This is a genomic window from Bifidobacterium amazonense, assembly GCF_018555435.2.
GTDB classification, from domain to species: Bacteria; Actinomycetota; Actinomycetes; order Actinomycetales; family Bifidobacteriaceae; genus Bifidobacterium; species Bifidobacterium amazonense.
This window is the reverse complement of the sequence record NZ_JAFEJT020000022.1, coordinates 22,466-44,476: the sequence shown is the minus strand read 5'-3', so window position 1 is coordinate 44,476 and position 22,011 is coordinate 22,466. Positions and strand designations below refer to the sequence as shown.

Annotated in this window: 14 protein-coding genes; 2 read left to right on the top strand and 12 right to left on the bottom strand. The window is 65.4% G+C overall.

Annotation, left to right across the window (positions count from 1 at the left end; all coding sequences use genetic code 11):
• Nucleotides 1–126: 126 nt before the first annotated feature.
• From JS533_RS06760 to JS533_RS06725, 8 genes are all read right to left on the bottom strand, one after another.
• Nucleotides 127–1,164: a LacI family DNA-binding transcriptional regulator gene (locus JS533_RS06760; RefSeq protein ID WP_241513676.1), complete on the bottom strand. Its 1,038-nt coding sequence runs from the start codon at nucleotides 1,162–1,164 to the stop codon at nucleotides 127–129.
• A gap of 111 nt (nucleotides 1,165–1,275) precedes the next feature.
• Nucleotides 1,276–4,116: a glycoside hydrolase family 2 protein gene (locus JS533_RS06755; protein WP_241513675.1), complete on the bottom strand. Its 2,841-nt coding sequence runs from the start codon at nucleotides 4,114–4,116 to the stop codon at nucleotides 1,276–1,278.
• A gap of 76 nt (nucleotides 4,117–4,192) precedes the next feature.
• Nucleotides 4,193–5,017 carry an ABC transporter ATP-binding protein gene (locus tag JS533_RS06750; protein WP_241513674.1) on the bottom strand — a complete coding sequence of 275 codons (825 nt, stop codon included), beginning with the start codon at nucleotides 5,015–5,017 and terminating at the stop codon, nucleotides 4,193–4,195.
• A gap of 5 nt (nucleotides 5,018–5,022) precedes the next feature.
• Entirely contained in the window at nucleotides 5,023–5,619 is a 597-nt protein-coding gene (locus JS533_RS13890; protein WP_476727087.1) for an ATP-binding cassette domain-containing protein, read from the bottom strand.
• Nucleotides 5,620–5,974: 355 nt separating this feature from the next.
• Nucleotides 5,975–7,009, bottom strand: coding sequence for an ABC transporter permease (locus JS533_RS06740; protein WP_241513673.1), 1,035 nt, complete (start codon nucleotides 7,007–7,009; stop codon nucleotides 5,975–5,977).
• Between the two features lie 24 nt (nucleotides 7,010–7,033).
• Entirely contained in the window at nucleotides 7,034–8,023 is a 990-nt protein-coding gene (locus JS533_RS06735; protein WP_241513672.1) for an ABC transporter permease, read from the bottom strand.
• Nucleotides 8,024–8,054: 31 nt separating this feature from the next.
• Nucleotides 8,055–9,761: an ABC transporter substrate-binding protein gene (locus JS533_RS06730; RefSeq protein WP_241513671.1), complete on the bottom strand. Its 1,707-nt coding sequence runs from the start codon at nucleotides 9,759–9,761 to the stop codon at nucleotides 8,055–8,057.
• A 370-nt stretch (nucleotides 9,762–10,131) separates the two neighbouring features.
• Nucleotides 10,132–11,529: a GH1 family beta-glucosidase gene (locus JS533_RS06725; RefSeq protein ID WP_241513670.1), complete on the bottom strand. Its 1,398-nt coding sequence runs from the start codon at nucleotides 11,527–11,529 to the stop codon at nucleotides 10,132–10,134.
• A gap of 199 nt (nucleotides 11,530–11,728) precedes the next feature.
• Between JS533_RS06725 and JS533_RS06720 the strand changes: the two genes are divergently transcribed.
• Both JS533_RS06720 and JS533_RS06715 read left to right on the top strand, forming a co-directional pair.
• Nucleotides 11,729–12,955 (top strand): GDSL-type esterase/lipase family protein, encoded by a 1,227-nt coding sequence (locus JS533_RS06720; protein WP_241513669.1) that lies wholly within the window; start codon nucleotides 11,729–11,731, stop codon nucleotides 12,953–12,955.
• 32 nt (nucleotides 12,956–12,987) lie between these two features.
• On the top strand, nucleotides 12,988–15,015 hold the full coding sequence (locus JS533_RS06715) for a sialate O-acetylesterase (RefSeq protein ID WP_241513668.1): 2,028 nt from the start codon (nucleotides 12,988–12,990) through the stop codon (nucleotides 15,013–15,015).
• 315 nt (nucleotides 15,016–15,330) lie between these two features.
• On the opposite strand, the gene ilvC (JS533_RS06710) is transcribed toward JS533_RS06715, so the two are convergent.
• From ilvC (JS533_RS06710) to JS533_RS06695, 4 genes are all read right to left on the bottom strand, one after another.
• Complete coding sequence (ilvC, locus tag JS533_RS06710) at nucleotides 15,331–16,383, bottom strand: ketol-acid reductoisomerase (protein WP_241513667.1); 1,053 nt, start codon at nucleotides 16,381–16,383, stop codon at nucleotides 15,331–15,333.
• A gap of 582 nt (nucleotides 16,384–16,965) precedes the next feature.
• Nucleotides 16,966–18,018: a ketol-acid reductoisomerase gene (gene ilvC, locus JS533_RS06705; RefSeq protein ID WP_241513666.1), complete on the bottom strand. Its 1,053-nt coding sequence runs from the start codon at nucleotides 18,016–18,018 to the stop codon at nucleotides 16,966–16,968.
• Between the two features lie 410 nt (nucleotides 18,019–18,428).
• Nucleotides 18,429–19,775: an MFS transporter gene (locus tag JS533_RS06700; RefSeq protein WP_241513665.1), complete on the bottom strand. Its 1,347-nt coding sequence runs from the start codon at nucleotides 19,773–19,775 to the stop codon at nucleotides 18,429–18,431.
• A gap of 532 nt (nucleotides 19,776–20,307) precedes the next feature.
• A complete protein-coding gene (locus JS533_RS06695; RefSeq protein WP_241513664.1) occupies nucleotides 20,308–21,978 on the bottom strand; it encodes an MFS transporter in 1,671 nt (556 codons plus the stop codon).
• Between the last annotated feature and the right edge of the window lie 33 nt (nucleotides 21,979–22,011).

Genomic DNA, 22,011 nt, shown 5'->3' with positions numbered 1-22,011 from the left:
GCAGCCTATAGCCGGGTTTCGCCCGTTCGGCGTGCGCGGGCATGCCGTTGCATCCGTCATTGCGGCGGTCTGCCGCGACCGCAGCCACGACCGCAGCATCGCGTGCCGTCGGCCGCAAGGCCGCGCTCACGCCTCCGAGACGGGGGCCGTGCTGTCCCGTTCGATGAGCTGGTACGGGTCCTCCGGCTCGGAGTCGACCGACTCGCCGTCGATCATGCGCAGCAGCATACTGCCAGCCTTGACGCCGATCGAACGCACGTCGCGGTGCAGCGCGGTCAGCTTCGGCGTGGCCGACGTGCAGGACGGAGAATCGTCCCATGCCACGATCGACAGATCGCCGGGCACGGACACCCCCCGGGCGATCGCCGCACGCGCGGCCGCGACCGCGGTGACGTCCGTATCGCACACGATGGCCGTCGGGGAATCGCCGAATTCCAGCAATGCCAAGCACAGCTGCTCGCCGACCGCGGCTAGGTACTTGCCGTGCAAGGTGGTGCAGCGCATGCCAAGCTTGGAGCATTCGTCGGCCGTGGCCTGATCTCGCGTGATGGTGTGCACGTATTCCTCCGGGCCGGCGATGCGCGCGATGTTGCGGTGCCCGAGTCCATGCAGGTAGCGCACGACCATGCGGGCGCCCTCATCGTCGGAGCTGTACAGCGTGGGCAGCCCCTTGGTGACGGCGCGCTGCGACAGGAACACCGCCTTGGCTTCGGGATGGGCGCGGAACAGCGCCAGTCGCGGGTCTCCGAGCTCGACGCCCATGATCAGGTGCGCGTCGACCGCGCCGGACGCGATCCACTCTTCGTGGATGCGGCATGCGGCGTGCGCGCCGCCGGCGGTCATACGCAGCGTGATCGAATAGTCGCGTGGGTCCAACACCTGGCATAGGCCGGCGAGACAGTCCATCGCGAACATGCCCGCGCCGAAGTTTTCGGCGTCGTCCACGAGCTGCACCACGCCGATCGTGCGGGTGCTCGCGTCGGACAAGGATTTGGCGGCGTTGTTGGGCTTCCATCCCATCGAACGCGCCACGTCGAGCACCTTGGCGCGCGTGGCGTCCGATACGCCGGGCTTGCCGTTCAGTGCGTAGGAGACGGCGCTTTTCGACACTCCGGCGGCCTTGGCCACATCCGTGATGGTGATGGTCGTTTTCGGCATGGTCATCGCGGTTACCTCCGTCACTGAACCCGTTCAGTTCTGTTTCAGCATATCGTCATGCCGGTATCGGGGCCGACCCGATACCGGTGGTCCTCTCACGCCGATCCCGGACTCGGCCTAGCGTTTGAGATCGTTGGCGCAGCGCAGCACGTTGGGTGCGGCGAATGTGGCCGGGTCCGCGACGGCCGCCGGGTCGCACGCGATGTGCAGCATGGCGGTCTCGCCCGGCAGCAGGCTGATCATGCCACCGTCCACGCGCGCGGACGGGTCGACCTTGTCGGCCATGCAGAACAGGTCGCGCACGTACGACGTCGCGGTGACGGTCAGATCGTAGCCGTCGCCGTTCGCGGCCGGCGCGACGGACGCCGTGAACGGCGTGCGGTCGAGCCGCTGGTCGATGACTTCGGCCGGGTTGTGGATCACGCACGCGAAACCGTCTCCGCCGGCATCCTGGACCGCCGGAACGGCGACCAGCAGTTCGTTTGCCGGATCGCCAAACGTCGCGACCGCGGCGTCCAGCACCAGCGCAACGTGGCCGGGAACGCCGGACGCGCCGACGGTCACGTCGTCGAACGTCTGCGACGCGAGCGTCTCGCCGGCGAGCGTCACGCGACGGACCGTCCACGAGCCCGTCCACGGCACGAGCGTGTCGTTGGCCAGCACCAGCTCGAGATGATCGGCCGCGACCGGCTGGCCCTCCCAGCTGTGCTCGGCACGGAACCGTTCGCTCGTACGCGGCTGGATCGTCGCGAAACGCGGCGCGAAGAAGTCGCGCGATGCATACCACAGCGGCTTGCGCTGCCCGTAATAGTCGACCGCGGCCCACGAGACGACCGGCCAGTCGTCGTTGAGCTGCCAGATCAGCGCGCCCGCGTTGACCGGCTCGAGCGAGCGCATGTGCGCGACGCCGAACCGCAGCGCCTGCGCCTGCTGCAGCTGGCACGCCCAATGCCAGTCCTCGATGTCGCCCCACGTGTCGGTCGGGATCAACCAGCTGTGCTCGCCGTCGGCCGGCGTGCCGTTGACCACGCCGCCGTAGCTCACGTCGTCGATATTGCCCGGCGTCAGATGCCCTCGCATGCCGCGCGCCAGCTTGACGTTGCCGCCCGACGCCTTCTGGTGCACGAGCATCTGCCTGCCGAACGGGTCAAGCGGCTCATCGTGCACGACGCGTGTGAGCGTACTGAACGCGGGCGGCGCCTGGTAGCCGAACTCGTCGGCGAACCGCGGCGTGTAGTCCGCGTACTTCGTGTAGTCGACGCGGTTCCACACGTCCCAGATGTGCATCGTGCCGTCCTTCTCCTTGTTCGCGTCGACGAACGGCGTGAACGACATCGGCGAACTCGGCAGATACACGCGGCTTGGGTCGAGTTCGGCGAGCAGCTGCGGGAACAGTTCGCTGTAGTACCAGTCGCCCCAGCCCTTCTCGCCGTAGCCGTATGCGTTGGCCGGCCTGTCGTCGTCGGCGAGCGCCTGCTTGACGCCCCACCATTCGCTGTAGGCGACGTAGTTCTCGTTGGAGCCGTTCCATACGATCAGGCTCGGATGCTGGGCGAGCCGCGTGATGTGCTCGCGTGCCTCGGCTTCGATCTCAGCCTTGGTGCCGGCGTCCTCCGGGTAGGCGGCGCACGCGAGCATGAAGTCCTGCCAGACCATGATGCCCAGCTCGTCGGCCAGATCGTAGAAGTCGTCGGACTCGTAGATGCTGCCGCCCCACGCGCGGATCATGTTCGAATTCGACTCGACCAGATCGGCGAAGCGGGCCGCGTAGAACGCGCGGTCGGCGCGTGACAGGAACGCGTCGATCGGCACCCAGTTGTAGCCGCGCGCGTGCACGGGCACGTCGTTGACGTAGATCTGGAACGGGCGGCCGGTCATGTCGGCGCGCGTGTCGACTCGCGTGGTGCGGAAGCCGACGCGGCCGGCCCATGCGGCATCCGGGACGGACGTGCGGGACGATCCGATCGCGTCGGACGATTCGTCCGTGCCGGACGGCGCGACTGCGGTACCGGCCGTGACGGTCACGTCGTACAGCGGCTGCTCGCCGTAGCCGCGCGGCCACCACAGCCGCACGTCCGGCACGACGGCGGTGATCGTGGCCGTGTCGCGGCCGTACGCGACCTCGCCGTCGACCGTCACGTCGACGGACCGGCCGTGCGCGTCCGCGCCGGTGACGCGCACGCGTACCGGCACCGGCTGCTGTCCCCGGTGCGCGTCGCCCGCGCCCATCACGCGGCCGTTGCCTTCGCGTTCGATCTCGACGGTGGTCCTGAGCACGCCGGTCGGACCAGTCGTACCGGTCGCAGGCAGCACGTCGACGATCGGACGCACGGCCTTGAACCGCACGCCGGACCACGAGTCGATGCCGATCTCGCGCCAGATGCCGGCGTTCGCCACGTCGATGCCCCAGTCCCAGCCGAACTGGTAGCTGGGCTTGCGCAGCTGGTTGAACGCGTGGTGTTCGGTGTGCGGCCAGTAGCCGAGCTCCTGTTCGCGGCGGTCGGATTCGCGCACGGACGATGCGAACGTGACGGCGAGCGTGTTCGCGCCGTCGCGCAGCTGGCCGCGCGCGTCCCAGCGGTACGTGCGATGGTAGTTCTGCGCGCAGCCGACGAGCTGTCCGTTGAGCGTGACGGCGGCGACCGTGTCGAGTCCGTACGCGACCAGATCGTGCCGCGTGTTGCCGTCGTCGCGCCAGTCGAACGTGGTCTCGTACTGCCAGTCGACGTCGCCGATCCACTGCTGTCGCGTCTCGTTGTCGCCGTCGAACGGCTCGTCGATGAGCCCGGCGGCGACGAGGTCGAGCGTGACTTCGCCGGGGACGGTCGCGGGGACGCCGGCGGCGATCGCGTCGCGCAAGTTCTCCGGCGCGGCCTGCGGGTTGAGCGCGCGGACGGTCCAGCCGTGCGCGATCGGGCTGAAGGTGCCCGGCTTGTGGGACGGAATGGTGCTGGTCATGATCATGCCTTCTTCGTGAATGTGCGGTGTGCGGCGACTGATCGCCGTTGGTTGCCGTTGCGGCGGCACGCGACGGCTATGCGGCCGTCCGCTGGGCCATGAGCTCCCGGAGCCTGCGCTCCGGATCGGGGGCCGCGCCGATCAGCGTCTTCGTGTATTCGGCCTGCGGGTGGAGGATCACGTCGTCGGCCGGACCGCGTTCGACGATCTCGCCCTTGCGCATCACCATGATCTCGTCGGAGAAATGGCGGGCGGTGGCCATGTCGTGCGTGATGTACAGCACACCGAGGTTCTCCTCGCGCTGCAGACGGGCCAAGAGGTTGAGCACGCCGAGTCGGATCGACACGTCCAACGCCGACACCGGTTCGTCGGCGATAAGGATGCTCGGCTCGGGGGCGAGCGCACGCGCGATGGCGACGCGCTGGCGCTGGCCGCCGGACAGTTCGCCGGGCAGGCGCTTGGCGAAGTCCTCGCCCGGGGTCAGACGCACGCGGTCGAGCAGCTCGATCACGCGCCGGTGCACTTCCGCATTGCTCATGCCCGGGTGGTGCAGCTTCATCGGACGGGCGATGTGGTGTTCGACCGTGTGGAACGGGTTGAGCGAGGCGTACGGGTCCTGGAACACCATCTGCACGGTCTTGCGGAAGATGTGGTCGGCCTTGCCGCCGTGGTGGTCGACCGGCTTGCCGTCGATCAGGATCTGGCCTTCGGTCGGCACCTCCAGACCGAGGATCATCTTCGCGATCGTCGACTTGCCGGAGCCGGACTGGCCGACCAGCGCGACAGTCTTGCCGGATTCGAGCGTGAAGCTCGCGTGGCTGACGGCCGTGAACTTGGTCGTCTTCAATCCCGAACGCAGGTCGAACTGCTTGGTGACGTCCCTCAATTCAAGCGTGGTCATGATACTCACTCCTTGGTGGCGAACGGCGAGGTGCCTTCGGCCAGGTCTTCGGAACCGGTGCGGATGAAGTCGCCGCGTTCGCCGGTCAGCGACGGGAAGCTGGAGAGCAGCTTGCGCGTGTACTCCTGCTGCGGATTGGTGTACAGGTCCATCGCGTCGTTGAGCTCGATGATCTCGCCCTTGCGCATCACGGCGATGCGGTCGGAGATTTCGAGCAGCAGCGGCAGATCGTGCGTGATGAAGATGACGGCGAAACCGAATTCGTCCTTGAGCCTGGTGATCTCGCGCAGGATCTCGCGCTGCACGACCACGTCGAGCGCGGTGGTCGGCTCGTCCATGATCATCACCTGCGGGTCGAGCGCCATCGCCATCGCGATCATCACGCGCTGGCGCATGCCTCCGGACAGTTCGTGCGGGTAGGCGTTGACCTGTTGCGGTCCACGCCGACGCGTTCGAGCAGTTCGCCGCACTTGTCGAGACGCTCCTTGCGGCCCATGTCCGGCCGGTGCGTGGTGAACACGTCGCCGAGCTGGTCCTTGATCTTCTTGACCGGGTTGAGCGAGTTCATCGCACCCTGGAAGACCATCGAGATCTTCTCCCAGCGGAACATGCGCAGATCGTCGCCTTCGAGGGCGCGTACGTCGATCGGATAGCCTTCGCGCGAGTTGAACGTCACGCGGCCGGAGGTGACGACGGCCGGCGGCTTGAGCAGTCGGTTGACGCCATACGCGAGCGTGGATTTGCCGCAGCCGGATTCGCCAGCGAGTCCGAGGACCTCGCCGCGGCCGAGCTTGAGGTTGACGTGTTTGACGGCCTGCACGGTCTTTTCGGCGCGGTATTCGACGCAGAAGTCCTCGATTTCGAGCACCGGGTCCGCTTCGTAGACGGGCGGCAGCACGTTGGTCGGGATGTCGGCAGCGATGCCGGCTGCGGCAGCGCTGCTATTCATTGCGGCGGTCATGCGACGGCCTCCTTTGCTGTGACCTTGGTGACCTTGGCAAGCGCCGGCGTTGCCGCGTGGGCCGCGTCGGACCGGGCCTTGCCGGCCTTCTCCTCGAGCTTCCATTGCTTGATCTGGCTGCGGGTGGCGGCCTTGAGCTTCGGGTTGACGATCTCGTCGACCGAGAAGTTGATGAGCGCCAGAGCCGCGCCGAACAGGGCGATGCACAGTCCCGGCGGGATGAACCACCACCATGCGCCGAGGATGAGCGCCATGCCGTTCTGCGCGTAGTAGAGCATCGTGCCCCAGGTGTACGAGTCGGTCGCGCCGAGGCCGAGGTAGCTCAGACCGGCTTCGCCGAGGATCGCGGCGATGATCGCGCTCATGGCCTGTGAGGCGAGCAGCGGGATCAGGTTCGGGAAGATCTCGACGAACAGGATGCGCCACGGCTTTTCGCCGGCCACGCGGGCGGCAAGCACGTAGTCTCGCGAGCGCACCGACATTGTGAATCCGCGCAGGACTCGCGACGGGCCGGCCCACGAGGTCAGGGCGAGCACGCCGGCGACAAGCACGCTCGATTTGTTCGGCATGTAGCTGGCGATGACGATCATGAGCGGCAGACCGGGGATGACGAGCATCACGTTGGAGAGCAGCGAGAACGCCTCGTCGGTCGCGCCGCCCACGTAGGCGCCGAGGATGCCGAAGAAGCTGGAGAGCGCGACGGCGAGCACGCCGACGGTCAGGCCTATGAACAGCGAGCCACGGCAGGCGTAGGCGAGCTGGGCGAACACGTCCTGGCCGGTCTGCGTGGTGCCGAGCCAGTGCTCGGCGCTCGGGCCGGTCAGTCCGACGTCACTGACCTTGTTCGGATCATCGACGAAGAACGGCACGAAAATCGCGAACGCGGCGATGACGATGACGATCGTCAGGCCGACCGCCAGTTTCGGTGTCATCGGCGGGAGCATGGAGTCGGCGCGCGACTTGTGCGGTTTGGTCGGCTTGACCGGCTTGACCGTTGCGGTCGTGGCAGTCGTTGCGGTTGTTGCAGCCATTGTCTTTCAGTCCTTTCCCGAGCCTCAGCCCTGCGCGCGGGTGCGCGGGTCGATGAAGCCGTAGATCAGGTCCATGAACAGGTTCGCGCCGAGCACGGAGACCGTGATGATCATGAAGATGCCCTGCATGAGCGCGTAGTCATTGTTCTGCACGGCGGTCAGCAGCGCGAAGCCGATGCCGGGGTAGGAGAACACGGATTCGGCGACGATCGAACCGGCCACGACGAAGCCGAGCGAGATCGCGAAGCCGGAGATGGACGGCAGGATCGCGTTGCGGGCGGCGTACGAGGTCATGATCCGCCCTCGCGACAGGCCTTTCGCCTCGGCGGTCAGGATGTAGTCCTCGGACAGCGTGGCGACCATCATGTTGCGCATGCCGAGCATCCATCCACCGACCGACGAGAGCACGATCGTGATCGCCGGCAGCGTGCCGTACTTGATGAGCGAGCCGATGAACGCGAGGTTCCAGCCGGGCGTGACGCTCCACACGTCGTAGCCGCCGAACAGCGGGAAGATCGGGTTCTTCAGTCCGAAGAAGTACAGCAGGATCAGCGCGAGCCAGAAGTACGGAATCGACTGCAGCAGCGTGGTCACGGGGATCAGGTTGTCGATCCACGAGCCTCGCTTCCAGCCGGCGATCGTGCCGAGCAGCGTGCCGATGAGGAACGCGATGATCGTGGAGATGCCGACGAGCCCGACGGTCCACGGCAGGGTGCTGCCGATCACGGACGTCACCGAGTTCGGGAAGTACGTGACGGATACGCCGAGGTCGCCGCGGAGGATGTTGCCGAAGTAGTTGAGGTACTGCCTCCACAGCGGCACGGACGAGTCGGAGCCGAGCATCAGTTCGATCGCGTGGCGGGTGGCCGGCGTGACTTGGCCCTTCTGCGCGAGCTTGGAGATGAGCTGGTCGACGGGGTTGCCGGGCATGATGCGCGGCAGGAAGAAGTTGAGCGTGAGCGCGGCCCACAGGGCGATGGCGTAGAAGCCCAGTTTTCTCAGGACGTATTTCATGACTGTTCCTTGTCTATGTCGCCGTTCGGCGTCACTGCTTCGGCTCGAGATGCTGCAGGATGATGCCCATGTCCCACGCCTTCCATGCGGCGGGCAGCGCGTACATGTCGTCTTCGGTGGGCCAGCCGGTCACCTTGTCGGTGTTGAATTCGGTGAGCATCGAATTGATGTAGACCGGGATGTACGGCACGTCGTTGGCGATCTCCTTCTGGACGATCGCATACTGCGCCTTGCGCTCGTTCTCGTCCTCGGTGGAGGCGGCGGCCTCGATCGCGTCATCGACCGTCCGGTTCGCGTAACGCGCGTAGTTCTGACCGCCGGACGTCTCGCCGACCTTGGTCATCTGATCCGAATGGTAGCGCGGGTTGTACGTGTAGTACGGGTCGGAGGTGACGCCGAGGCCGAGCGAGTCGAGCGAGAGCTGGTAGTTGCCTTTCTGCTCGTTGTCGTTCCACTGGTTCCACGCCATCTGCGTGGAGACGATCTCGATGCCGAGCGGCTTGAGCTGCTGCTTCAGCGTGTCGTTGATGAGGATGTAGTCGGACCAGCCGGCGACGGTCTGGATCGTCATGCTCAGTTTTTCGCCGTTCTTATAGCGATAGCCGTCCTTGCCCATCTTCCATCCAGCCTCGTCGAGGATCTGCTTGGCCTTGTCCTGATCCTCGGTTTCCGGCGTGTACTTGAGATCGTCATCGGCGATCCACTTTGCGTCGCGGTCGGGCATAAGCATGGTCGGTGAGCCGATCGCGCCGGAACCCGCACCGGCGAGCTTGTTGAGCTGGGTGCGGTTCATGCCGTAGTAGATGGCCTGACGCACGGCGGTGTCGGTCTGCGGTCCTTTGCAACCGGCGTCCGCGTTGGAGCATGTCATGACGACGGTGGTCAGTCGCGGCGTGTTCACGGCGGCGATGCGCGGATAGTTCTTGAGCAGCATCTGGTAGCTGGGGATGTAGGCGCTCATCCAGTCGACCTGACCGGCCATCAGCGTGCTGGTGGCGGCGGACGCGTCGTTGAGGGCGATGTACCGGACGCCGTCGATCTTCGGGGCACCGCCCCAGTAGTCCTTGAAGGCCTCGAAGCTGTAGGACTGCGGGGTGAAGCGGTTCAGCTTGAACGCACCGGTGCCGATCGGGTTCGCGTTCGTATAGTTCATCGGGTCCTTGATGTTCTTCCAGATGTGCTCCGGCACGATGCCCTGGCCGCCGAGGATGCCGCCCTCCTGCATGTATGCGCCCTTGAACTTCGCGGGGTTCTTGCCCTTGCTGAAGATGATCTTGACATGATTGGAATCGAGGACCTCGGCGGTGGCGGCGGTGCCGTTGGTGTTGAGGGCCGGGGTGTCGTGGATGAGGTTGAACGTGAACGCCACGTCGGCAGCGGAGAACGGTTCGCCGTCCTGCCACTTGACGCCTTCGCGGGTAGTAATGGTCAGTTCAGAGCCGTCCTCGTTCCACCGGTATCCGGTGGCGAGCATCGGCTTGGGATCCTCGTCGGAGGCGAGGTTGTACCAGAAGAGCGTCTCGTAGATCACGCCCAGCGTGGGACCGAGCGCGGTGGGCGAGAACGGGTTGAAGTTCTCGTTGAACGTGCCGGTGGTGCCGTTGAAGATGCTCACCACCGTCCCGTCGGCGGCCGTGCTTGACGAGGCCCCGCCGCATGCCGCGACGGACATCAGGGAGGCGACTGCGGCCGCCGCGGCGATCATTCGACGCAGGGTCTTCCTCACTTTCGACGTCATCGTCAATCCTTTCGGTTGCTTGTCTTTTCTTCCATACCCGGCTTCCACGCCGGGGCATCCTGCCCCATCCGATCATCCCACGTCGGTCGGGCCATTATCCCGTCCAACCGCTGACTTAACCGGTTGAGTTGCTCCTTACTATAACTCAACCGGTTAAGTTGCGCTACTCGGCGTGTCGGACTGCTTTCGCGCATCGAGGCGGTACGGAACGCGGCGAGGTCGATTTCGCAGCGCCGTTCCTGCGCGAATATCTGCGGCGGAGGTAAATCCGGTTTTCATCGCCGTCGTGGATACGACGAGTGGCGGTTTTCTCTCACTGAGACGATCGCAGTGAGAGAAAACCGCCACGCGCTTACCCCCGATGCCAGATTCACAGCACCGGCAGCTCGCGCGAGGCGATGAGACGCCGGTACCACTTGAAGCTGTCCTTCGGGGTGCGCTCCTGCGTCTCGTAGTCGACGTAGGTGATGCCGAAGCGCTTGGTGTAGCCGAACGCCCACTCGAAGTTGTCGAGCAGCGACCACACGAAATAGCCGGCGAGTGGCACGCCGGCCTCCATCGCACGGCGGGCGGCGTCGAAGTGCTTGGTGAGGTAGTCGATACGATCGTGGTCATGCACAGCCTTAACCGCTTCACCAGCAGTCGGAACGGTTTCCTCGACCAGCACGTCCGGACAGGCCATGCCGTTTTCGGTGATAAACAGCGGGTATTCCGGATAGTCGTTGTGCACGCGCACGAGCATGTCGTACAGGCCGTCCGGGTCGATGTTCCAGCCCATTTCGGTGTGCGGGCCGTCGGTCGGCAGCCAGTCGATGTCGCTGCAGCCGGGGAACGTGCTCGCCGCGGTGGACTGCGGGAACTGCGGCCGGCCGCTCATCGCGACGCGTCCGGTCGAGTAGTAGTTCAGACCGAGCAGGTCGATCGGCTGGTGGATCAGCTCAAGATCGCCGTCCTTGACGAACGACCAGTCGCAGATGCCGCGCGTGACGGCGAACAGTTCGGCCGGATAGTAGCCGCGCAGCATCGGGTCGAGGAAGACGCGGTTGCCGATCAGGTCGGTGCGGTGAACGGCGTCGGCGTCGCCGCGGTTGACCTGCAGGTTGAGCGTGACCGCGACCTTGGCCGCGGCGTTCGTCACGGTGTCGCGCAGCGTCTGCACCATGAGGCCGTGGGCGAGGTTGAGGTGGTGAACCGCTTCAAACGCGGCCGGACCGCCGCCGAGACCCGGCGCATGCTCGGTGCCACCGTAGCTCAGGTAGGAGGAACACCATGGCTCGTTGAGCGTGATCCACGTGTCGACGCGGTCGCCGAGACGCTCAGCCACGCGGCGGGAATAGTCGGCCACGCGATAGGCGGTGTCGCGGTTCAACCAGCCGCCCTGGTCGCCGAGATACTGCGGCAGATCCCAGTGGTACAGGGTCGCGCACGGCTTGATGCCGTTGGCGAGCAGCTCGTCGACGACGCGCTCGTAGAAGTCGAGACCCTTTTCGTTGGTCGGGCCGCCTTCGGTGGGGACGATGCGCGGCATGGCGACGGAGAAGCGGTAGGAGTCGACGCCGAGGTCCTTGAGCAGGGCGATGTCCTCCTTGTAGCGGTGGTACGAGTCGGTGGCCACGTCGCCGGTGTCGCCGTTGACGGTGTGGCCGGCGTGGGAGAACGTGTCCCAGATGGACAGGCAGCGGCCGTCCTCGTCGGCCGCGCCTTCGATCTGGTAGGAGGCGGTGGCGGTGCCGAACATGAAGTCGTCGGGAACGGTGGGAAGGGTCATCGGTGATTCCTTTCTGATGACGGTCCGTCGGCCGATTCCATTAGCGACCGACTGGTAGTTGATTACGTCCACGATGAGTGTATCATGTTTTTTATGAACCGGTTAAGGTGTTGTGCGGCGGCGCGTCGCGCACATCGATCACACCGGCCCGAACCAGTCGCTGAACCGACGCGACACCGACATGACACAAAGGACAGCCATGACAGACAGCAACGACGCACGAGTCATCATCTCCCCCGCCGATCCGGCCCTGCGCACGATGGGCCGCATCGACGACGCCGACCCAACCCGACCGATCTGGGTCTACCCGTACACGCAGGTCGCGTTCCGCTTCACCGGCACGTCGCTCGCCGCGACGCTCGTCAACCGTTGGAATTACGGCGATACGCACCTCGGCGTCATCATCGACGGAGTGCAGGCCAAGGTGCGCATCCCGTCCGGCTGCAGCGACCCGGACGCCAACGCCGACTACGCCGACGGCGACGCATACGGTCCGGTCACGGTCACGCTGGCCGAGAACCTGCCCGACATCGAGCACGAGGCGGTGGTGTTCAAACGTCAGGACGGCGAGCATTACGTCGAACTGCACGACTTCCGTCTCGATCCCGGCGCGCGCGTCCTGCCGCCGCTCGACTCTGAACCAAACCGCCGCATCGAAGTATTCGGCGACTCCGTCTCGTGCGGCGAGCGCAACGAGGCCGCACTGTACGTCGGCCGGCCCGATCCGGAGGTCGACCTGAGCTCGTACAGCAATGCGTGGCAGTCGTATGCGGCGATCACCGCGCGCAATCTCGGCGCGGCGCTGCACGACGTGTCGCAGGGCGGCGCGTCGCTGATCGACGGCATCGGCTGGTTCTACGGACCGGATTACGTCGGGCAGGAGAGCATCTGGGACCGCATCGAATACAATCCGGCGCTCGGCGCGACGAAGCCGTGGGATTTCTCGCGGTACACGCCGCAGGTCGTGATCGTCGCGGTCGGACAGAACGACGCGCATCCGGTCGACTTCATGGCGGAGGACTACCGCGGCGAGCAGGCGATGCACTGGCGCGCACGGTACGTAGGGTTCCTGAAGGCGCTGCACGAGCGGTACCCGCATGCGACGATCATCTGCACGACTACCGTGCTGCGGCACGATCCGGCGTGGGACCGGGCGATCGACGAGGCCGTGTACACGTTCAATGCCGATCTGGCCGCCGAGGCGCAGGATCTGGCGGCGCTGTGCCAGCTGGGCGTGGACTCGTCCGACGCAACGGATTCGGCAACCGACCATCCGAACGGCAACGCCCCCGTGGCCTACCATTTCCTTTACTCCCGCAACGGTTCCGCCACTCCGGGTCATCCGCGCGTCGCCGAGCACGAGGAGATGGCCCGCGAACTCACCGCCTTCATCGAGTCGCTTGGCGAAGGCATCTGGGAGGGCTGAGCAACCCACGTCAACGACCAAGGACATCCATCATGAACGAACGCATCATCACCGGGCCGGCACCCGGCTCAACCGCAAACACGACCATTACCACCGGACCGGCACCGGGTTCGGATATCCGCACATCCGCGAGCCACGCGACGACCGCCGACCGGACGACATACGGCGAGCTGCACGTCGCCGCGGTATTCAGTGATCATATGGTCCTGCAGCGCGACCGGCAGATCCCGGTGTTCGGCACCGCGCCGACCGGCGCGACCGTACGCGTGGAACTGTTGGCCGCAAACGGCGATATCGTACGCGGCGAGGACGTGACCGTCGGTTGCGCGGATTGCGGCACGGACGATGCCGCAGCGATATCGTCGGAGGATCGTTGGCTGGTCGAACTGCCGGCGATGTCTGCCGGCGGACCGTACACGCTGCAAGTCTCCCTGACCATGGTTTCACGTGAAACACTCCATGGAACAGCACCCAGAACCATCACGTTCGCGGACGTGCATATCGGCGAAGTCTGGCTGGCGGGCGGTCAAAGTAACATGGAACTCGAACTGCGCAATAGCAACCATGCCGACGAGGCCGTCGCGGCCAGCGGCGACCCGCTGCTGCGCTTCTACAACACCCCGAAAACCGGCGTCATCGATCCGGCCCTCGAAGCGCAATCCGGCTGGTGCGCATGCACTCCCGCGACCAGCGGAACCATGTCGGCGGTCGCGTACTACTTCGCCCGGCGGCTGCGCGCCGAACTGGGCCCCGGCGTGCCGGTCGGCATCATCGACTGCTATATCGGCGGCACGTCGATCACCGCATGGATGAGCCGCCGCACACTGGAAACGTGCGCGGCCGGACGCGGCTATCTCGAACGTTTTCAGTCGGCGATCGCCGGCAAAACGGATGAACAGTTCGCAGCCGAAACGCACGCCTGGCAAACGCGATTCGACACGTGGAACGCGCAGATCGGCGCGGCGCGCACGGCCGAACCAGACATCACCTGGGACACGCTCAACGCACGCTACGGCGAATGTCCGTGGCCGCCGCCGGTCACGCCGACCTCGCAGTACCGGCCGACCGGACCGTACGGCACGATGATCGAGCGCGTCGCGCCGTACGGACTTGCCGGCTTCCTCTGGTATCAAGGCGAGGAAGACGAGGTGCACTGCGATTCGTATCGCGAGCTGCTCGGCCTGATGATCGACGAATGGCGAGGCCTGTGGAACGCCGGCCACTGCAACGCTGGCCGTCACGACACCAGTCATTGCAACACCGGTCCTACGGGAATACGGACGACCGGAACGCAGCCGGGCGACATACGTTCGCGCGAAATCGCCCCGCTGCCGTTTCTGATCGTGCAGCTGCCGCAGTGGATCGACAAGAACACGGCCGCGGCGCACGCCGACCCCCTGCATTGGCCGGTGATCCGCGAGGCGCAGTGGGATGCGATGCGCACGATCGCGAATGTTTTTACGATCACGACGATCGACTGCGGCGAGTTCGACAACATCCACCCGACCGACAAACGCACGCCCGGCGAACGTCTCGCCGACTGCGCGTTGCGCAACGTGTACGGCCTCGACGATATCGCGACGGACGGGCCGGAGCTTGCAGATGTCGAGTTCACGAACCGCGTATTCCCGAATGCCGGGCGCACGGTCGGCGGCGCGAAGGCCGGCAGTGCAACGACCGACAGCATGCCGGCCGACGACACGACCGTCGGCAATACAACCGTCAATGGCGCGACGGCAGACGGCACGGTGGCAGTCGTCACCCTGCGGTTCGATCATGCGAACGGGCTGCGATTCGATGGCACCACGCCGGGAACCCGCGGATCAGCCGGCAACGATCCCGTATATCGCAACGCGACGGAATCCGGCTTCGAACTGGCCGGCGTCGACGGCGTCTGGCATGACGTCGACGCAATGGTCCACGGCGGCACCGTCATGCTACGATCGGGCGCAGTCAACGATCCCGTCGCCGTGCGATACGCGTGGCGCAGCTGGGGTCCCGCTCCCTTGTTCAACAGCCGCGACCTCCCCGCTCCCCCGTTCCGCCTCGCACTGCGCTGACCGGCCGGCCGCGCAGGCTACAGCGGGTGTCTGCCCGGGCTCCGGCATCGTGCCGCGTGCGAGGCAACGGGCAGTCCGGTGATGCCATGCACGACCAATGCAAGGGATCGCCATAACGAAAAAGTCGCCGACCCCGAAGGGCCGGCGACTTGGCCATGTCGTGCATGGCAAGCGGTACGGCGCGAACGCCGTCCGCACATCTATCGGCTGGTCACGCGCGGCTTGATTCCGCCGTGGCCGACCGCCTTCCGTTCAATATACGTCAGGCTCGCCGAAGACTCACCGAAGGCTCGCGGAGGGCTCGCGGCTGGTCACTCACTGCACCTGGGCGCGGGCGATCTTGCCGGTGAAGGAGTTGGCCTCGTCGGCGTCCTTGACGCCGTCCTTGTTCCAGGAGAACATGGCGCGCAGCTTCGGGCCGACGGTCTCGATGCGCTCGTTGGAGTACTTCTCCTGCAGCTCCTTGAAGTGCGGGGCGCCGGCATCCTGGTCGTCGATGAACTCCTTGGCGAAGGAGCCGTCCTGGATGCGCTGCAGGTGGTATTCCATGCGCTTGCGGCAGTCCTCGTTGATGACGGTGTTGGTGTAGTCGCCGTACTGGGCGGTGTCGGAGCAGGACCAACGGGCCTTGTTCAGGCCGCCCTCGTTCATCAGGTCGACGAGCATCTTCAGCTCGTGGCAGACCTCGAAGTAGGCGATCTCCGGCTGGTAGCCGGCGTCGGTGAGGACCTCGAAGCCCATCTCGACGAGCTTGTTCACGCCGCCCATGAGGACGTTCTGCTCGCCGAAGAGATCGGTCTCGGTCTCCTCCTTGAAGGTGGTCTTGATGGCGCCGGCGCGCAGGGCGCCGAGGGCCTTCGCGTAGGCCAGGGTCAGCGCCCAGCCGTCGCCGCGCGGATCCTGCTCGACGGCCACGACGACCGGGACGCCACGGCCGGCGGCGTACTCACGACGCACGATGTGGCCCGGGCCCTTCGGAGCGACCATGAATACCGGATGATCCTCGGACGGCTTGATGTAGCCATAGTGGATGTTGAAACCGTGAGCGAACGCGACGGCCGCGCCCGGCTTGATGTTGGGCTCGATGTCGTTGGCCCAGATGGTGCGCTGGTACTGATCCGGCGCGAGAATCATGATGACGTCGGCCTCGGCGGCGGCTTCCGGAACGGACTTGACTTCGAGGCCCTGCTCCTTGGCGAACTCGACCGACTTGGAGGTCGGACGCAGGCCGACGACCACGTCGACACCCGAATCACGCAGGTTCAGCGCGTGCGCGTGACCCTGCGAGCCGTAACCGATGATCGCGACCTTCTTGCCATCGAACACGGAGAGATCGCCGTCGTTTTCATACCAGATCTGTGCAGCCATGTAAGCACTCCTTGTACTTGCGTGCCGTCAGCGTTTGCCGGCACACGGTGTTGTGTGGTTGCGCATGATGTCTTTGTGTGCAACATTCTGCGCGTTTGGGGTTCGGGATTGGTTTCCCGAGTGGTCTCAAGCGTGAGGATTTTGTCCTCGAAACTGTTCCCCATCCTACCGATAACCCCGTCGCCATCCGGTCATCGTCCACAACGTGAGCCACGTCACTCCTCAATCGTGGACATCCGGTCATCCGATCGCCGAACCATCAGTCCGGTCGATCGTCGGCCGTCGAAACGTCACTATGTACGCGTGATCGGCAAGTCCACGCGTACATAGTGACGTTTCGACGTACCGAATCATCACTATGTACGCGTCCACATCGTAATCACGCGTACATAGTGACGTCATACGCAAACAGCCGCCGCTCCCGGATGGGCGGGAGCGGCGGCTGTTACGAATCAGCGTTTTGCAATGATGGACTCACCTGCGGCGAGGCTCAATGCCGCCTTCGTTCGACTATCGTCTCACTCAGGCCACGCCTGCAGGAAGTCCACCGGACTTCCCGCGTAACGGCGTGGCGTGGCGCAATCACTGAACCTGGGTACGAGCGATCTTGCCGTTGAAGGACTCGGCCTCGTCCTGATCCTTGGCCGGGCCGTTGTTCCAGGAGAACATGGCGCGCAGCTTCGGGCCGACGGTCTCGAGGTGCGGGTGCGAGTACTCCTCCTGCAGCTTCTTGAACTTCGGGGCGCCGGCGGCCTGATCATCCATGAACTCCTTGGCGAAGGAGCCGTCCTGGATGCGCTTGAGCTGGTACTCCATGCGCTTCTTGGTCTCCTCGGTGATGACCGTGGAGGTGTAGTCGCCGTACTGGGCGGTGTCGGAGCAGGACCAACGGGCCTTGTTCAGACCACCCTCGTTGGCGAGGTCGACCAGCATCTTCAGCTCGTGGAACACCTCGAAGTAGGCGATCTCCGGCTGGTAGCCGGCCTCGGTCAGCACGTCGAAGCCCATGTCGCACAGGTGGTTGATGCCGCCCATCAGCACGTCCTGCTCGCCGAACAGATCGGTCTCGGTCTCCTCGGTGAAGGTCGTCTTGATGGCGCCGGCGCGCAGCGCGCCCAGAGCCTTGGCGTAGGCGAGGCACAGCGGCCAGGTCTTGCCATCCGGATCCTGCTCGACGGCCACGACGACCGGGACGCCACGGCCAGCGGCGTACTCACGACGCACGATGTGGCCCGGGCCCTTCGGCGCGACCATGAACACCGGATGATCCTCGGACGGCTTGATATAGCCATAGTGGATGTTGAAACCGTGAGCGAAGGCCAGAGCGGCGCCCGGCTTCAGGTTCGGCTCGACGTCCTCCTTGTAGACCTTGGCCTGGTACTGATCAGGCAGCAGGATCATCACGACGTCGGCCTCGGCGACCGCTTCCGGAACGGACTTGACTTCGAGGCCCTGCTCCTTGGCGAACTCGACCGACTTGGAGGTCGGACGCAGGCCGACGACCACGTCGACACCCGAATCACGCAGGTTCAGCGCATGGGCATGGCCCTGAGAGCCGTAGCCGAGGATGGCGACCTTCTTGCCATCGAACACGGAGAGATCGGCGTCCTTTTCGTACCAGATAGTTGCTGCCATGATAGGCACTCCTTTATGTTGTTTCGTTGGGCGCTGGTAAGACGCCCGACAATCGGTGAGATGGTGGAACTTGTTGCGTTGAGGATTGTGTCCGCGCGGCAAGCCGTTGTCTCCTGCGTCACATTTCTAGTCCCGCAGGGGTTGGCGTGATTGCTCACGTCCAAATACTGAATGCTTGGTTTGAATGGTAATTTTCGCGTGAATCAGACGGCTTCACTTCGTGAAGTCGACGTCTCTGGCTGAGCCGTCAAGCGGATGACGAACTTCGTTCGTCCTTCGCCGCAAGCGGCTCACTTCGCCTAGTGACAGTCCGCAGGACTGTCACTTTAACGGCTCAGCAGCGGGCTTCCGTAGGCGAAGCGAGCGATCGCAAGACAGGCGATCGCGTAGGGAAACCGAGAACGGAGACTTCACTTCGTGAAGTCGACGTTCTTGGTTTCATGGCAGGACAGCACCGCGACGAGGCAGCACACGGCCATCACGCCGAGGTAGATGCCCACGGAGTGCACGCCCCAGTGGGACGACAGCCACGTGGCGATGGTCGGCACGAACGCGGCGCCGACGATCGCGGCGAGGTTGTAGCCGATGCCGGAGCCGGAGTAGCGCACGTTCGCGTCGAACAGCTCGGGCAGGAACGCGCCGATCGGGCCGAACGCGGTGCCCATGAGCGCGAAGCCGACGCACAGGAACACCATGTTGGCGAGGAAGTTGCGCTGGCCGACGACCTGCGGGTTGAGCAGGAACGGGAAGAGCGCGGAGAACACGACGAGCAGCACGGACGAGGTGATGATCACGCGCTTGCGGCCGAACTTGTCGGCGTTCACGCAGGAGATGATGATGAACGCGGCGAACACGCAGATCGCGATCATGAGCATGAGCAGGTATTCCTGGTTGGTGAAGCCGAGGCCGCCGCCGCCCTCGCCCTGCGCCTTGGTGCCCCATGCGAGCGACCAGGTGGCGAGCGTGTAGAACAGCGTGTACGTGACGGCGACGAGGAACGTGGCCTGCAGCACCTGCACCCAGCTCTTGCGGAACACCTCGACGACCGGGGCCTTGACGACCTGCTTTTTCTCCTGTGCCATGCGGAAGATCGGGGTCTCCTCCATGTGGACTCGCACGACAAGGCCGATGATCACGAGCACCGCGGACAGCAGGAACGGCACGCGCCAGCCCCATGCGAGCATCGCGTCGGAGTCGTTGAACGTTTCGAGCAGGAAGTAGGTGCCGTTGGACAGGAAGAAGCCGATCGGCGCGCCCAGCTCCGGGAAGGAGCCATACAGCGCGCGCTTGTCCTCGGGCGCGTTTTCGGTGGCGACCAGCGCGGCGCCGGACCATTCGCCGCCGAGGCCGATGCCCTGCACGAATCGCAGCAGGCACAGCAGCGCGACCGCCGCGACGCCCCACTGGTCGTAGGTCGGCAGGCAGCCGATCAGGAACGTGCCGACGCCCATGGTCATCAGCGAGACGACCAGCGTGGTCTTGCGGCCCATGCGGTCGCCGAAGTGGCCGAAGACGAGCGAGCCGAGCGGGCGGGCGATGAACGCGATGGCGAACGTCAGCAGGCTGGCGAGCAGCGCGACGGTCGGGTCGGTCTTGTCGAAGAAGATGTGCGGGAAGTAGTTCGCCGCGGCGGTGCCGTAGGCGTAGAAGTCGTAGAATTCGATGGCCGTGCCGACCATGGATGCCGCGATCACGGTTTTGACCGAGTCGCGTACCAGCGCCTGTGCCTTGCCGGCTGCGCTTTCGACTGCTGACATTGCTCTCTCCTGTTTCGCCGGCCGTGCGATCGGTGCGATCTGCACGAACCAGCTGTTGTGTCTGTACGCGTGCCGTACGTGTTGCGCGTGCGGTGCGTGCGATTGATGCGTTTTCTGCGGTGGCGTTCGTTGCTTGCGGTTGTTCCGGTGACCTTGTGGGGCGCAACAAAAAAAAGCCCCGCCGTTCAGGCAGGGCTTGCGAAGATCGCGACTCTCGCTCGACCCTGCCTTCGTTGGCGGGGTTCAAGCTGCAATGCCGAATCAGTCCGCCAACGAAGACGGAATAATAATTCGAGCGGACAGCAGAGCGTTGAACTCAACAGTTGCAGTGTATCCAGTCATCGTGGCGAACCTCCTTTCGGTATCGAACGTTTCCGCCGAGCTTGGTGCTCGACTGATGTCACACCATAGGAGCCTGCGTCTCACCGCATCCAGCGGGTGTTCACTATATGACCATCGAGGTGCGTCGCACGTGACGAAAAAACGCCCGCCGGGTCTGATCCCGGCGGGCGTTCGCTGTGGTATGCGGCCGTCAGTCCTTCGGCGTGAGGAACGCGCCGATCAGCACGACGACGATCGCGGCGACGAGCAGCGCGATGTAGCCGAGCGAGAGCACCGCGACGACGCCGAGGCAGGCGGCGACGACCGTGCCGATGACGCTCGCCACGTTGAACGCGTTCAGGTAGCGCGCGTTGTCGCGCGGGTCCGGGATCGTCGCGGCGACGACGTCCTGGTTGAAGACGTCGTATAGACCGAACGCGAAGCCGGACACGATGCCGTACACGCACAGTCCGGCGTTGATCACCGGCGTCGACAGGAACAGCGCGAGCACGATCGGAATCACGATCGCCGCCGCGTACACGACGCACGACGTGATCACGACGACGCGGCTGGACACGTTCTTCGCCTCGCACCATTCGCCGAACCGGCCAGCATAGCCGGCCGCGGCCGCCGCGCCGACGGCCGTGCCGACCGCGATCATCAGCATCGCGATGCAGGTCGCCCAGATCCGCGGCGACGAGCCCGCGGCGGAACGCGCGTCCATATACCATTCGGCGAGCACGTAGTGCCGCACGATGAACCACTGGAACACGGTCATCACGCCCACGCCGGCCATCATGAAGATGCGCGCGACGTACGCGCGGCGGAACGTGGCGCCGTCGTCGCCGGACGGCAGCTGCATCTGGTCGAACGCGGGCTCCAGGCTGTACTTGACGTTGGCGATCTGCTCGCTGGACGGCTCCTTCGGCCACACGAGCACCGGCACGGCGGCGGCGAGCACGAACACCGCGGCGGTCAGGCCGAACGGCAGGGCGCCGCCGAGCGCGATGCCGCCGACGCCCATCGCCACGCCGAGCAGCTGGCCGAGCATCAGTCCGATGCCGCGCCAGCGCATCGCGTGTTCGCGGAACTTGTCGGGGAACCGTTCGCCGAACGCGGCGGCGAGCGGGGCAGAGAGCATCGCGTAGGCGATCTGCAGCAGGAGCCAGAAGAACAGGATCGAGCCGACGTTGCCGAGCGCGCCGAGCGGCAGCGTGAACAGCGCGCTGAGCAGTCCGCCGGCGATGATCCACGGCGTGCGGCGGCCGTGCGGCGTGCGCGTGTGGTCCGACAGCACGCCGACGATCACGTTGGCAACCAGTCCAACGATCGCACCGATGATGACGACCAGCGCCAGCCACGGCGCGGGGGCCGCGCCCGAGACGCGGGCCGCCTCGACGCTCAGCGGCAGGGCGCGGCCGGCGTGGAGCGCGTTGCCGAAGATGCGGTCGAGGATCGCGGGCAGGGCGACCATGTTGAGCATGGCCCACGGCGCGGTGCGCAGCAGTGCGGCGAGCGCGAAGCTGGCGGTGAGACGGCCGACCTGCGACTTGTCGGGGCGGGTGCCGTCGGCGGCGACCATCGGGTCGCGCATGTCGAGGAACGCGCTGGAGGCGTCGGCGATGGGCGTGGGCGGCACGGCGGTGGCCACGGCCGGCGAGCCGGCGGCGCTCAGGCGCACGGCCTGCGTTTCGGCGCGTTCGGCCGAATCGGCGGGCTGTTCGCGTTCGATGTGCACGGCGAGGCGCGCGATGGCCTTCTTGTCTTCGGGGGTGAGGGCCTTGTCGAGGTCGGGGCGGTCGTCGATGCCGGGGCGGATGTAGATCTGCCCGGGCAGCGGCGGCGGCTTGGGCAGGTTCTCCTGCTGGTTGTCGTCTGTCATGGCTGGCTCTTCTTTCGGTTCTTTCTTTCCTTG

Coding starts and splice junctions, on each gene's coding strand:
- JS533_RS06760 (WP_241513676.1), bottom strand. CDS start 1,164: ATGACCATGCCGAAAACGACCATCACCATCACGGATGTGGCCAAGGCC.
- JS533_RS06755 (WP_241513675.1), bottom strand. CDS start 4,116: ATGACCAGCACCATTCCGTCCCACAAGCCGGGCACCTTCAGCCCGATC.
- JS533_RS06750 (WP_241513674.1), bottom strand. CDS start 5,017: ATGACCACGCTTGAATTGAGGGACGTCACCAAGCAGTTCGACCTGCGT.
- JS533_RS06740 (WP_241513673.1), bottom strand. CDS start 7,009: ATGGCTGCAACAACCGCAACGACTGCCACGACCGCAACGGTCAAGCCG.
- JS533_RS06735 (WP_241513672.1), bottom strand. CDS start 8,023: ATGAAATACGTCCTGAGAAAACTGGGCTTCTACGCCATCGCCCTGTGG.
- JS533_RS06730 (WP_241513671.1), bottom strand. CDS start 9,761: ATGACGTCGAAAGTGAGGAAGACCCTGCGTCGAATGATCGCCGCGGCG.
- JS533_RS06725 (WP_241513670.1), bottom strand. CDS start 11,529: ATGACCCTTCCCACCGTTCCCGACGACTTCATGTTCGGCACCGCCACC.
- JS533_RS06720 (WP_241513669.1), top strand. CDS start 11,729: ATGACAGACAGCAACGACGCACGAGTCATCATCTCCCCCGCCGATCCG.
- JS533_RS06715 (WP_241513668.1), top strand. CDS start 12,988: ATGAACGAACGCATCATCACCGGGCCGGCACCCGGCTCAACCGCAAAC.
- ilvC (WP_241513667.1), bottom strand. CDS start 16,383: ATGGCTGCACAGATCTGGTATGAAAACGACGGCGATCTCTCCGTGTTC.
- ilvC (WP_241513666.1), bottom strand. CDS start 18,018: ATGGCAGCAACTATCTGGTACGAAAAGGACGCCGATCTCTCCGTGTTC.
- JS533_RS06700 (WP_241513665.1), bottom strand. CDS start 19,775: ATGTCAGCAGTCGAAAGCGCAGCCGGCAAGGCACAGGCGCTGGTACGC.
- JS533_RS06695 (WP_241513664.1), bottom strand. CDS start 21,978: ATGACAGACGACAACCAGCAGGAGAACCTGCCCAAGCCGCCGCCGCTG.